Annotated in this window: 10 protein-coding genes; 4 read left to right on the plus strand and 6 right to left on the minus strand. The window is 70.1% G+C overall.

Going from position 1 to position 12,308, the window contains the following annotated elements:
* Positions 1-2: 2 nt before the first annotated feature.
* Positions 3-3,257, minus strand: coding sequence for a formate dehydrogenase (gene fdh, locus AC3DEV_RS10795; RefSeq protein WP_488372195.1), 3,255 nt, complete (start codon positions 3,255-3,257; stop codon positions 3-5).
* A gap of 193 nt (positions 3,258-3,450) precedes the next feature.
* Here fdh and AC3DEV_RS10800 point away from each other — a divergent pair, with 193 nt between their 5' ends.
* Together AC3DEV_RS10800 and AC3DEV_RS10805 are read left to right on the plus strand one after the other, a co-directional pair.
* Complete coding sequence (locus tag AC3DEV_RS10800; protein WP_488372098.1) at positions 3,451-4,725, plus strand: hypothetical protein; 1,275 nt, start codon at positions 3,451-3,453, stop codon at positions 4,723-4,725.
* Between the two features lie 9 nt (positions 4,726-4,734).
* Entirely contained in the window at positions 4,735-5,751 is a 1,017-nt protein-coding gene (locus AC3DEV_RS10805; protein ID WP_488372099.1) for an iron-containing redox enzyme family protein, read from the plus strand.
* Positions 5,752-5,919: 168 nt separating this feature from the next.
* Here AC3DEV_RS10805 and AC3DEV_RS10810 read toward each other — a convergent pair whose 3' ends face one another.
* The 5 genes from AC3DEV_RS10810 to AC3DEV_RS10830 form a co-directional block, all read right to left on the minus strand.
* The gene (locus tag AC3DEV_RS10810; protein ID WP_067720218.1) at positions 5,920-6,090 is read right to left on the minus strand and encodes a CDGSH iron-sulfur domain-containing protein; all 171 of its coding nucleotides are present in this window, start codon (positions 6,088-6,090) and stop codon (positions 5,920-5,922) included.
* Positions 6,091-6,124: 34 nt separating this feature from the next.
* Positions 6,125-6,793, minus strand: coding sequence for a HemK2/MTQ2 family protein methyltransferase (locus AC3DEV_RS10815; RefSeq protein WP_488372100.1), 669 nt, complete (start codon positions 6,791-6,793; stop codon positions 6,125-6,127).
* A gap of 133 nt (positions 6,794-6,926) precedes the next feature.
* The gene (locus AC3DEV_RS10820; protein WP_488372101.1) at positions 6,927-7,499 is read right to left on the minus strand and encodes a hypothetical protein; all 573 of its coding nucleotides are present in this window, start codon (positions 7,497-7,499) and stop codon (positions 6,927-6,929) included.
* 21 nt (positions 7,500-7,520) lie between these two features.
* Positions 7,521-8,609 (minus strand): inositol-3-phosphate synthase, encoded by a 1,089-nt coding sequence (locus AC3DEV_RS10825; protein WP_067720034.1) that lies wholly within the window; start codon positions 8,607-8,609, stop codon positions 7,521-7,523.
* Positions 8,606-9,157: a PadR family transcriptional regulator gene (locus tag AC3DEV_RS10830; RefSeq protein ID WP_067720031.1), complete on the minus strand. Its 552-nt coding sequence runs from the start codon at positions 9,155-9,157 to the stop codon at positions 8,606-8,608. Before AC3DEV_RS10830 ends, AC3DEV_RS10825 begins: the two co-directional genes overlap by 4 nt.
* Positions 9,158-9,345: 188 nt before the next feature.
* On the opposite strand from AC3DEV_RS10830, the gene AC3DEV_RS10835 reads away from it, so the two are divergent.
* Both AC3DEV_RS10835 and AC3DEV_RS10840 read left to right on the plus strand, forming a co-directional pair.
* Entirely contained in the window at positions 9,346-9,834 is a 489-nt protein-coding gene (locus tag AC3DEV_RS10835; RefSeq protein WP_253702278.1) for a DUF5318 family protein, read from the plus strand.
* 130 nt (positions 9,835-9,964) lie between these two features.
* Positions 9,965-12,274 carry a transglycosylase domain-containing protein gene (locus AC3DEV_RS10840; RefSeq protein ID WP_269529510.1) on the plus strand — a complete coding sequence of 770 codons (2,310 nt, stop codon included), beginning with the start codon at positions 9,965-9,967 and terminating at the stop codon, positions 12,272-12,274.
* Positions 12,275-12,308 lie beyond the last annotated feature (34 nt).

Genomic DNA, 12,308 nt, shown 5'->3' on the forward strand with positions numbered 1-12,308 from the left:
ATTCAGCTCTCCGTTCCCGGTTCGGTGATGACTCCCGCACGCCGACGGTAGCCCTCGACGAACTCCAGCAGCGCCGGTCCACGCGGTCGGCGTCCCGCGACGATGTCACAGCTCGTGGCCTTGGTCGCGGGAATGGACACGTTGGGATCGAGGGACTGGGCGAGCAGGTCGTTCGCCGGGTCGCCGATGCTCACGCCGTTGCCGCCCCAGTGATAGGGCAGCCCGATCTGGTGCAGGGTGCGACCGTCGATGAGCAGCGGCGTCATCCGCCGGGTCACCAGGACCCGCGCCTCGATCGCGGAGCGGGCGGTCACGATCGTCGCCCAGCCCCCGTTGACCAGGCCCCGTTCCCGCGCCAGCTCGGGGCTGATCTCGCAGAAGAACTCCGGCTGCAGTTCCGATAGGTAGGGCAACGTCCGACTCATCGCGCCCGCCGTGTGGTGCTCGGTCAGGCGGTAGGTGGTGAACACGAACGGGAACACCTCGCTGCCCGGCTCCCCGTGGCCCGGCTGGGTCTCGTTGAACCGACCGGGGCGTATCGCGCGGGCGGGATTGGCGTCGTGCCCCGGGTAGATCGGGTTCGCCACGGGTGACTCGGGCGGCTCGTAGTGCGCGGGCAGCGGACCATCGGCCAGACCGCGCGGTGCATAGAGCCACCCGCGGCCGTCGTCCTGCATGATGAACGGCTGCGCCCCACCGATGGCGTCCTGCGCCACCGCCCCCTCGGGCGGGGTGTAATCGGGAGCCTTGTCGGCCTCGAAGTCGGGCACGTCCTCGCCCACCCATCGGCCGGCGCCGTCGGCGGCGTCCGGATCCCAGCTGATGAGTGCCTTGGGTTCGCTCCAGGGCCGCCCCTCCGGGTCGGCGGAGGCACGGTTGTAGAGGATGCGACGGTTCGCCGGCCAGGCCCAGCCCCACTCCGGGGCCACCGGGCCCTGCTCGTGGCGGGACTTGCGCCGCGCGGCCTGGTTGACGCCGTCGGCGTAGACGCCGCAGTAGATCCAACACCCGCACGAGGTCGAGCCGTCCGGCTTGAGCTGGGTGAACGTCGACAGGGGTTCGCCGTCCGCGCCGCGGCCGTTGATCTCGGCCAGCACGGCCTCGGCGTCGGGTTCGTCGTCCGAGCCCGGCTCCATCGGGTAGTCCCAGGTCAAATCCAGTAGCGGCCGGTCTCGGGGGTCGGTGGAGTCGGCCAGCTTCTCCTTCAGACGGCGTCCGAGGTGATAGTAGAACCACAGTTCACTGCGCGCGTCCCCCGGTGGCTCGACGGCCTGGTGTCGCCACTGCAGCAACCGCTGCGTGTTGGTGAACGTGCCCTTCTTCTCCACGTGGTTGGCGGCCGGGAAGAAGAAGACCTCGGTGCCGATGTCCTCCGGGCGCATCTCGCCGGTCTCGATCTCCGGGCCCCTGCGCCAGAAGTCGGCGCTCTCGATCATCACGAGGTCGCGGACGACCAGCCAGTCGAGGTTGGCCAGCCCGGCGCGCTGCATCCGCCCGTTGGCGGTGCCCACGGCGGGGTTCTCGCCGACGAGGAAGTACCCGCCGCCGCCTTCGTTGATCTGCCGCTGCACCGTGACGGTCGAGTCGTGCTTGCCCGTGAGCTTGGGCAGGTAGTCGTAGGCGAAGTCGTTGTCCGCGGTGGCGGCGTCGCCCCACCAGGCCTTGAGCAGGCTGACGGTATACGAGCGCATGTGGCCCCAGAAACCCTGCGCCACGTCGTCGGTGCCGATGTAACTGTCGAGGTCCGGCTGCTCGCCGGCGTTCGGCGTGGGTAGGTACCCGGGCATGAGGTCGTACAGCGTCGGGATGTCGGTGGAGCCCTGGATGCTGGCGTGGCCGCGCAGCGCCATGATGCCGCCACCGGGGCGCCCGATGTTGCCGAGCAACAGCTGGAGGATCGCGGCCGTGCGAATGTACTGCACTCCCACGGTGTGCTGGGTCCAGCCGACGGCGTAACAGAACGCGGTGGTGCGTTCCCGTCCCGAGTTCTCGGTCAGCGCACGGGCGACACGGAGGAAGTCCTCGGCGGCGACGCCGCAGGTCCGCTCGACCATCTCCGGCGTGTAGCGGCTGAAGTGCCGTTTGAGGATCTGGAAGACGCAGTGCGGGTGCTGCAGGGTCTCGTCGCGCGGGGGATCCTCGGTCGTGTCGGACGCGCGGGCGCCGGCGGCGCCGGGGGTCTCGGAGGCCTCGTCCTCGGCATCGTCGTCGTCGCGGCCCTCGTCGGGCATGTCGTTCTGGGCACCCGCGTACTGCCAGGACTCCAGGTCGTAGGTCCGGTCGTCGGCGTCGAAGCCGGAGAACAGGCCCGCGAGGTCCTCGGTGTCCTCGAAGTCCTCGCCGATGATCGTCGACGCGTTGGTGTAGGCCAGCACGTACTCCGAGAACCAGGCGTCGTTGGTCAGGACGTAGTTGATCAGCCCGCCGAGGAACGCGATATCCGACCCCGCACGGATGGGTACGTGCTGGTCAGCGAGCGCACTGGTGCGCGTGAACCGGGGGTCGACGTGGATGATCGTGGCGCCACGCTGCTTGGCCTCCATGACCCACTGGAACCCCACCGGGTGCGCCTCGGCCATGTTGGAACCCTGGATGACGATGCAGTCGGCGTTCGCGAGGTCCTGCTGGTAGTTCGTGGCACCACCACGCCCGAATGAGGTTCCCAGACCGGGAACGGTGGAGGAGTGTCAAATGCGCGCCTGGTTCTCCACCTCGATGGCGCCGAGCGCCGTGTAGAGCTTCTTCATGAGGTAGTTTTCCTCGTTGTCCAGCGTCGCCCCGCCCAGGCTCGCGAGACCCCGGGTGCGCCGGACGGTGTCACCGTTCGAGTCCGTCTCCTCCCAGAACTCCTTCCGCGACTCCAGCACGCGGTCGGCGACCATCTCCAGGGCAGTGTCGAGGTCGAGTTCCTCCCACTCCGTCGCGTACGGCTTGCGGTGGAGCACCGTGGTGATGCGGTCCGGGTTGGTGACGAGCTGCTTGCTCGCCGAACCCTTGGGGCACAGGCGGCCGCGGGAGATGGGGCTGTCGTCGTCACCCTCGATCTGGGTGACCTTGCCACCGGAGACGTAGACGTCCTGGGCGCACCCGACCGCACAGAACGGGCAGACACTCTTGACCACCTTGTCGGCGGTGGCGGTGCGGGGGGTGATCTCGAGGGAACGCCGGGAGCGGGTCGCGGAGCCGCGACCGAGCAGATCCTCACCGGTGAACTGCCGCCAGACGGGCCAGTTCAGCGGTGAACCGCGTCGGCCCAGTTCCGGCCGCGACGCGCGCGGCCGGCCGGGGTCGGGCTGGCGTTCCGACCTCGCCTGTTCCGACCTCGCCTGTTCCGACATCGTCGCCTCCCGTTCTCCTGTCCGCACCACCTGGGTTCCGTGCCATGTAACGCCAGCACTATGGCCTTCGCAACCGATTTGGCGAATCCTCTCCCGGGGCCATGATGGTGGGGTGGACGAGCAGACTTGGAACGAGGACGAGGTGTGGGCGACCGTCGGTCTCATGGCCGATCCGGGCGTGCCCCGGAGGGTCGCGGTGGCGATCGCGGACGATCTCGCGGACGACCTGTCCAGCGAACTCGGGGGTCGGTGGCGGGTGGAGGTCGACCAGGAGACCCTCCCGCTCGGACCGGACGGCGAGATCCGGCTCACCGAGCACGCCCCCCGGCTGCTGCAGGAACACGACTGGGACTTCGTGCTCTATCTGACGGACCTCGCCACCCGTTCCGACGGGGACCCGCTGCTCTACGACGTGAGCGGCTCGACCACCGCGGCGCTGGTGTGTATCCCGGTGTTCGGCGTCGTCAGAGTGCGTTCGAAGGTCCGCAAGCTCGTCCTGAAGCTGGTGCGTGCGGGCACCCACCAGAGTGGGCTGGGCGCACCCGCGACGGACGACCTGCCCCCCGAGCACTGCCGAGGCTTCCTCAACAAGGCCCGGTTGCTGACGGGGATGGTGCGCAACAACCGGCCGACCCGGATGATGACGGCGCTGACCGGTGTCGTGGCCGCCGGAGCGGGGACCGGCGCCTTCGGCATCTTCTACGGGAGTATCGCCTCGCTCGCGGTGGCGTTGCATCCGCTCCGGCTGCTGCTGATCAGCGTGATGGGCGTGCTCACCCTGGTGGTGTGGCTCATCCTCCGCAACGGCCTGTGGACCCGCCCGGATGACGGGCTCACGGCGAGCAACCGGCGGATGGACAACGCGGCCACCGTCCTGACGGTCGGTACCGGCGTCGGCATCATGTACCTCGGCCTGCTGGCCGCCATGTTCGTGCTGGCGATCGCCGTGATGGACGCCGGATACCTCGAGACGCAGCTCGAGCGGCCCGTCTCAATCTGGGACTACGTCCACCTGGCCTGGCTGTCCAGTTGTCTCGGCGCCTTCGCCGGGGCGCTCGGGTCGAACTTCGACGACGAGGACGCCGTCCGCGAAGCCACCTACAGCCTGCGTTGGCACGAACGCCGCAAGATGTTCGACAGCTACGAGAGTGGGGATGCCGACAGCGACGAGCAGGAGGAACAGGAGCGGATCGAGCGCGAGTACGACGACGACGAGAACGACGACGAGAACGACGACGAGAACGACGACGAGAACGACGACGAAAACGACAGCAGCGAGAACAACGGCGACAACGACGACGACGGCGGCGGCGAGAGCGGGAACGGGAACCAGAGCTCCCGCGACGGGGGGCCGCGCGAGGTGGAGGACGACCGGCCGAGGGGGTAGACAAGGGATATGACAGCTGCACCGATCGACGCCGCCCCCGCGCAGGGCTCCGCCACGACCGCACCGTCGCTTCCCGTCGCCTGTGGTCCGCTGTCCGAGGCGGTCGTCGCGGCGTTGTCGTCTGGCGCCGTGCAGGACCTGCCGCCGGTACCGGCGGACACTGATCCGCTGGGCCGGGACCTGCAGCTCGCCCTGTACACGCTGTACGAACTGCACTACCGGGGTTTCGACGGGGTCGACGCGGAGCTGGAGTGGGAACCGGAGGTGCTGCGGCTTCGGCGGGACCTCGAGCGGGTCTTCCTCGGGCACCTGCGGTCGGCCGTCGAGCCCGGCGACGACCCCGTGGCCGAGATGGACGCACTGTCGGTCGAGGCGACCTCCGGCACCGGACCGTCCTGGTACTTCAAGGACGAGGGGTCGTGGGACCATCTGCGCGAGTACTTCGCCCACCGGTCCCTGTACCACCTCAAGGAGGGTGACCCGCACGCGTTCACGATCCCGCGCCTGCAGGGTCAGGCCAAGGCCTCGTTCGTCGCGGTGGAGTTCGACGAGTTCGGTGGTGGGCGGGGTGAGCGCGTGCACCAGCAGTTGTGGGCCGACCTCATGAGCGCCGCCGAGCTGGACCCGACCTACCTCGGTTACCTCGACCGGGTATCGGCAGAGACGCTGGCGACGGTCAACCTCATGTCGATGTTCGGCCTGCACCGGTCACTGCGGGGCGCGGCGATCGGCCATTTCGCGGCCATCGAGATCACCTCGTCGCCGGGATCGGCCCGCCTGGTGGCCGGACTGCGTCGGCTGGGCGCTCCCGAGGAGTGCGTCCACTTCTACGCCGAGCACGTGGAGGCCGATGCGGTCCACGAGCAGGTCATGCGGCACGACGTCGTGGGCGATCTGGTGCGCCGTGAGCCGGAACTGGCCGCCGACGTGGTGTTCGGTATGCGCGCGCTGGACTATCTCGACGACCTGGCCGCGGAGAAGATGCTCGCCGCGTGGAAGCGCGGGGAGTCCTCGCTCCTGTCCTGACAGCCTCCAGGCCAGTCTCCCGGCGAGCCGCCCGCCCCACCGCCCGCCCCACCGCCCCAGAAAATCGGCTACTCCGAATCGGGATTCGCTATGCGCATCGGGGTAGCAGATCCCGATTCCGAGTAGCGGATTCGCGGAAAGGGGTCCGACGCCGCCCCGGGGCCGCGCTCAGTCGTCGTCGCGGGCCGGGTCGGTTGCCCGTACCTTGCGGCGGTGGCTCGTGTCGCACAACGGGTAGGTCTTGCTGCGCCGACACGTGCACACGGCCACCATGAAGCGGTCCGAGCAGACGCGCTCGCCGTCGGGCGTCGTCATGTCGACCGGGCCCTCGATGAGCATCGGTCCCCCGGGCACGATCCGCACCCGCCGGGCGTCAGACGCGGTCAACGCGGATCACCACCAGCTCCTCCTCGCGGCGACCGGGCTCGAGCAGGCCGGCGGCCTCGAGTCGCTCGGCGTACGAGGTCATGACGGGACCGAAGTCCACGACGCGGGAGGCGACGGTCCGCGCGGTGAACCCCGACTGCTCGAGCTTGCGGATGGTCTGCGGGGGGTCCGAGAACTCCGAGTGCACGATCATCATGCTCCCGCCGGGCGAGACGAGGTCCGGGGCGAGGTCGCACAGTTGATCCAGCACCACGCGGCCGTTGGCGCCGGCGTCCCACGCCCGGTTGGGTCCGGTGCCCTCGAGCGGGGCGTCGGACGGGACGTACGGCGGATTGGAGACCACCACGTCGTAGGGCCCGGCCCGGCGGGCGTCGTCGAGGGTGCCGACCCGGACGTCCACCTGCACCCCGGCCCGCTCGGCGTTGCGGGACGCACACGCGACGGCGGCGGGGGAGATGTCGTAGGCGAGCACCTCCCGGGCACCCTTGAGTGCGGTCTCGATGGCGAGGATGCCGCTGCCTGTACAGATGTCGAGGACACGCCGCCCGGCGACCAGATCGCACTGGTCGAGCGCCTCACAGATGAGCCAGGAGTCGTCCTGGGGCGCATAGACACCGTCGTCGACCTCGATATGGGTGAACCGGGTCTGGGTCATCGGGGCCTCCGGTTGAGCTTCGGGACAGATGTTGTCCAGTCAATCGGCGAAGCGCCCCACCTGCAACCGGATGCGGTCCCCCCCCGGCCCGCCCGGCCTGCCCGTCCCGCCCGCCGGGCCGGCGTCCCGTGGCCTACCGCCAGTAGAGGCCGCCGGGGACGTCGCCGCCGCCGGTGAGACGGCAGGTGAGCACGGCGCCGTCGGCGGAGGTGACCGCGAGGCCCTCCTGCGCGCACGGTCCGCCGGGTCGCGCCTGCCCGGTGGCGTCCGCGACCGCGGCCCCGCCGGTCCCACCCGTGCCGCCCTGCGGCAGCCACAGGGGGCCGGCGCCCCCGGGGTCCTCGGTGCAGAACAGGGCGGAACCGTCCTCGGCCTGGGCGACCTCGCCGAGCATCTGGCAGGGCCCACCGGTGCCGACGACGTTGGCGGGCAGTCGGGGCGCGGGGGCGGGGGAGACCGGCGGTGCCGGCGCGGGGGGCACGGAGACGGGCTGCGCGGTGTCGGGGGCCGTGGTGGTGGGGGCGGGAGTCGAGGATGACGACGACGACGAGGTGTCGGGCCGCGTCGTCGGCGAGGTGGCGGAGTCGTCCGCGGTGTCGGCGGAACAGGCCGCGAGTGCGACACCGGCCGCCATCGCGAGTGCGATGACGGCCGGGACACGACGACGCCCCGTGGTGGTGTGCGGGTGGTTCGTCGCTGTATTCATACGATCCTTCTGCTGCGCTGGTCAGGCCCCGATGATGAAGGCCTCGAGCTCGGCGCGGGCTTTGTCGTCCGCCATCTGCTCCGGCGGCGACTTCATCAGGTACGCCGAGGCCGGCAGGATCGGTCCGCCGATACCGCGGTCCTTGGCGATCTTGGCCGCGCGGACGGCGTCGATGATGATGCCCGCCGAGTTGGGCGAGTCCCACACCTCGAGCTTGTACTCGAGGTTGATCGGGGCGTCACCGAACGCGCGTCCCTCGAGACGAACGTACGCCCACTTGCGGTCGTCGAGCCACTCCACGTAGTCGGAGGGGCCGATGTGGACGTTGCGGTCGTGGATCTTGTCCTTGAGCGACCCCTCCAGGTTGGAGGTCACGGCCTGGGTCTTGGAGACCTTCTTGGACTCCAGGCGGTCACGCTCGAGCATGTTCTTGAAGTCCATGTTGCCGCCGACGTTGAGCTGGTACGTGCGGTCCAGCGCGACGCCGCGGTCCTCGAAGAGCTTGGCCATGACGCGGTGGGTGATGGTGGCACCGACCTGGCTCTTGATGTCGTCGCCGACGATCGGGACGCCGGCGCTGCGGAACTTCTCGGCCCACTCCGGGTCGGAGGCGATGAACACGGGCAGGGCGTTGACGAACGCGACGCCCGCGTCGATGCAGCACTGCGCGTAGAACTTGTCGGCCTCTTCCGAACCGACGGGCAGGTAGCTGACCACGACGTCGACCTCGGCGTCACGCAGGGCCTGCACGATGTCGACGGGCTCGGCGGCGGACTCCTCGATGGTCTCGCGGTAGTACTTGCCCAGGCCGTCGAGGGTGGGTCCGCGCTGCACGGTGACGCCGGTCGGCGGCACGTCGCAGAGCTTCAGGGTGTTGTTCTCGGAGGCGTTGATCGCCTCGGCGAGGTCCATGCCGACCTTCTTGCCGTCCACGTCGAACGCGGCGACGAACTCGACGTCGCCCACGTGGTAGTCGCCGAACTTGACGTGCATGAGTCCGGGAACGGTCTGGTCGATCGCGGCGCCGGCGTAGAACTCGACGCCCTGCACGAGCGAGGACGCGCAGTTGCCGACGCCGACGATCGCGACGCGCACCTTCTTGTCGGTCATTGGGGATCTCCTTGTGATGGGTTCTCTGTCCGGATGAGTTCATTGATCCAGCGCAGCTCGCGCTCGCTGGTCTCCAGCCCGAGCAACGTGAGTTGCCGGGCGTAGCGCAGTTCGGTGGGCCCGGCGCGGGTGGCGGCGTCGCGTTGGCTCTCGCGACGCTCCTCCAGCACCCGACGCCGACCCTCGAGAAGGCGCACCCGGGCGGGCCCGGGAGTGCGGTCGAAGAACGCGAGGTGGACGCCGAAACCGTCGTCGGCGAACGACGCCGACACCGGCTCGTCGAGCAGGGCCGCCAACGTCCCCTTGCCGCGGGTGGTGATGCGGTAGGTCTTGCGCCCGCGCCGCGCGGTGGCGGGCGGCCTGGTGGCGGTGGCGGCCGAGGAGTCCTCGACGATGTCGCCCTGCTGCTGGAGGCGGCGCAGAGTGGGGTAGAGGGATCCGAAGGACACGGTCCGGACCGTCCCGAGCATCTCGGAGAGTCGCTTGCGCAGCTCGTAGCCGTGCATCGGCCGTTCGTCGAGCAGACCCAGGATGGCCAGTTCGAGCACTCCACCTCCCCCTTCCCGTGACTCGTGCCTGTGCGCGTCATGCGCCGTGTGTCATGCGACGGTTTCAGACTGTACACCCGCTGATGTATCGGGCCGATATACCGAGTAGTGGCATCGGTCCGACGTGTCGGCACGCTCCGCGGCTCGCTCCGGCCCGGGCCCGCTGCGGGGGCCGTAGGCTGGACGCCGTGGACCAGGCCGACTCCCGCTCCCCGCGACCCGGCCCCCCGCCGGGGCCCGAGGACCCCACCGGCCGTGCGGCGCTACAGCGTCGACGGGTGGTGGACTTCGCGCTGCGCCGCCGCGGTGTGCTGGGGGGCCTGCGCGAGGGCGCGCTCTCGCTCCGCGAGGTGTGCGACGCGGACGTCTACCTCCTGCGGGCCGCCGGTTTCCACGGCGTGGAGACGGAGACGGTCTGCCCGGTGTGCCGCAAGGAGAACCTCACGGAGGTCTCCTGGGTGTTCGGCGACGACCTCGGGCCGGCGTCCGGGTCGGCCCGCGGTCGGGACGAGATAGAGCACCTCGCCCTGACCCACGACGAGTTCACCGTCCACGTGGTGGAGGTGTGCCGCAGCTGCTCCTGGAACCACCTCATCCTCTCCTACGAGGTGGGGCTCACCCCGGGTGCCGGAAAGCGCGTGCGACGAGCGGCGCGAGAGCTCCGCCGACACAGCTGACGCCCGCCCGGAGTGCCCGACGCGGGTTCCGGAGTACAGAATCGGTCGCGATTTCGTACACAATGGTCGCCAGAGCACCGCAACCGGGGGACTCCCGGGCCAGACGGGTCGGCTCGCAGGAGGGTAGAACATGTCGCAGAATGGCAGGACGAACCGGTCCGCCGACGAGGGCCGGAGCTCCAGCTCGGACCGGCGCGGCTGGGCCCGTCGCCATCCGGTCTGGACGACGGTGATCCTCCTCGCCGTCGTCGTACTCGTGATCCCCCTGGCCATCGCGGGGGTGATGTACAACCGCACCGAGATCCCCAGCCCCGGCAGCGTCCGCACCGAACAGATCTCCGAGATCTACTCCAGCGACGGCACCACGATGATCGGCCGGATCGTGCCCCCGGAGGGCAACCGCACGCTCATCGAGCTCGACGCGATCCCCGTCCACGTGCGCAACGCGGTGATCGCCGCCGAGGACCGCAGTTTCTACACCAACGAGGGGTACGACCCCACCGGCATCGGTCGCGCGGTGATCGGGCAGATCACCGGCGAGGCCGGCGCGGGCGGTGGCTCGACCATCACCCAGCAGTACGTCAAGAACACGATGGTCGGTGACGCCCCCACGTACCAACGCAAGGCCAAGGAGATCGTCATCGCGGCCAAGATGACGAACGAGTGGTCCAAGGACCAGATCCTCGAGGCCTACCTCAACACCATCTACTTCGGCCGCGGCGCCTACGGCATCGCCGCCGCGTCCACCGCCTACTTCAACAAGCCGGTCGAGGCGCTCACGATCGAGGAGGGCGCGCTGCTCGCCGGCGTCATCCAGTCGCCGTCGGCGCTCGACCCGCTCAACAACCGGGCCGCGGCCGAGGGCCGCTGGAACTACGTCATGGACGGGATGCGGGAGATGGGCGCGATCGATGCCCAGCAGCGCGGCAATGCGGCGTTCCCGCAGGTCGTCGAGGACCCGCAGGCGATCGAGCAGAACGTCGGCGACCCGAGCAACGGACCCATCCGTCGTCAGGTGCTGGGCGAGCTCGCGGCGGCCGGGATCGACGAGCAGATGCTCAACACCCGGGGGCTGAAGATCACCACGACGATCGACCCCCAGACCCAGTCGGCGGTCGTCGACGCCGCCCGATCGAACATGCAGGGCGAGAGGCCGGAGAACCGGACCGCCATCGTGTCGATCAATCCCAAGACGGGCGGCGTGATCGGGTACTACGGCGGCGAGGAGGCCGAGGGCTGGGACTACGCCAACGCCCCCCTGCAGACCGGTTCGACGTTCAAGATCTTCGGCGTCGCCGCCGCCCTCGACCAGGGCATCGGCCTGGGGACCCAGATCTCGTCCGCGCCCGTGACCACGGGCAACGTCACGGTCACCAACGTCGACGGCCGGTCCTGTGGCTCGTGCTCCATCTCCCAGGCGTTGCTGCTGTCGCTCAACACCTCGTTCATCCGGCTCCAGCGCATGCTGGACGACGGGGCCAACGACGTCCGCGACATGGCCCACCGCACCGGCATCCCCAAGCAGATCCCGGGTCTACCGTGGGAGACGCTGAGCGAGCAGGGCGAGGATCCCTACGACGGCCTCATCCTGGGCCAGTACCCGATCCGCGTGCGGGACATGGCGACCGGCCTGGCGACCTTCGCCGCAGAGGGCGTCCACCGGCCGACCCACTTCATCGAGCGGGTCGAGACCGCCGACGGCGAGGTGCTGCTGGACAACTCCTCGATCGAGGGCGAGGAGGTGGTCGACCCCGACGTCGCCAACAACCTCACCTCCGCGATGCAGCCCATCGCCGCCTACTCGAACGGTCACTCGCTGGCCGGCGGGCGGCCCTCGGCCTCGAAATCGGGCACCACCCAGCTCGGCGAGACCGGGTACAACAAGGACGCCTGGTTCGTCGGCTACACCCCGTCGATCGCGACGGCCGTCTGGGTGGGGACCGACGACAACCAGCCGCTGCTCAACGCCTGGGGCGGCACCATGTACGGCGCGTCACTGCCCGCCGACATCTGGAAGTCCACGATGGACGGCGCCCTGTCCGGCACGGAATGGGAGAGCTTCCCCGAGCCCGGGTACATCGGCGGCCAGGCCGGCGCGTCCCAGGGGCAGTCCTACGGGAGCGGTTCGGGCACCACGGGCGGGACCGGTACCGGTGCCGGCACCGATGACTACGTCCCCCAGACCAGTCAGGCCCCGGCCCCGGTCCAGCCCGCGCCGGCGCCGCAGGCTCCCGGCCCGCTCACGCTCCAGGTCCCCGGACTGCCGGAGATCGTCATCCCGGGCGCCGGTGCGCCCGCACCCGCACCCGCCCCGGCGCCCGCGCCCGAGCCCGCCCCGGTCCCCGGCGGCGGTGGTGGCGGTGCCGGTGGTGGTACCGGAGGCGGCACCGGAGGAGACGGAGGCACCGGTGGCGCAGGCGGCGGGGACGGCGGGGCCTGATCCCGGGCGACCGGCCCCCGCCCCCGCCGCTAGG

The sequence above is a fragment of the Dietzia sp. IBK-p2-15D genome (genome assembly GCF_057773105.1).

What these genes read in the sequence shown, in the direction of transcription:
- AC3DEV_RS10805 (WP_488372099.1), top strand. Translation starts at nt 4,735, where the DNA reads ATGACAGCTGCACCGATCGACGCCGCCCCCGCGCAGGGCTCCGCCACG.
- AC3DEV_RS10810 (WP_067720218.1), bottom strand. Translation starts at nt 6,090, where the DNA reads ATGCTCATCGAGGGCCCGGTCGACATGACGACGCCCGACGGCGAGCGC.
- AC3DEV_RS10815 (WP_488372100.1), bottom strand. Translation starts at nt 6,793, where the DNA reads ATGACCCAGACCCGGTTCACCCATATCGAGGTCGACGACGGTGTCTAT.
- AC3DEV_RS10820 (WP_488372101.1), bottom strand. Translation starts at nt 7,499, where the DNA reads ATGAATACAGCGACGAACCACCCGCACACCACCACGGGGCGTCGTCGT.
- AC3DEV_RS10825 (WP_067720034.1), bottom strand. Translation starts at nt 8,609, where the DNA reads ATGACCGACAAGAAGGTGCGCGTCGCGATCGTCGGCGTCGGCAACTGC.
- AC3DEV_RS10840 (WP_269529510.1), top strand. Translation starts at nt 9,965, where the DNA reads ATGTCGCAGAATGGCAGGACGAACCGGTCCGCCGACGAGGGCCGGAGC.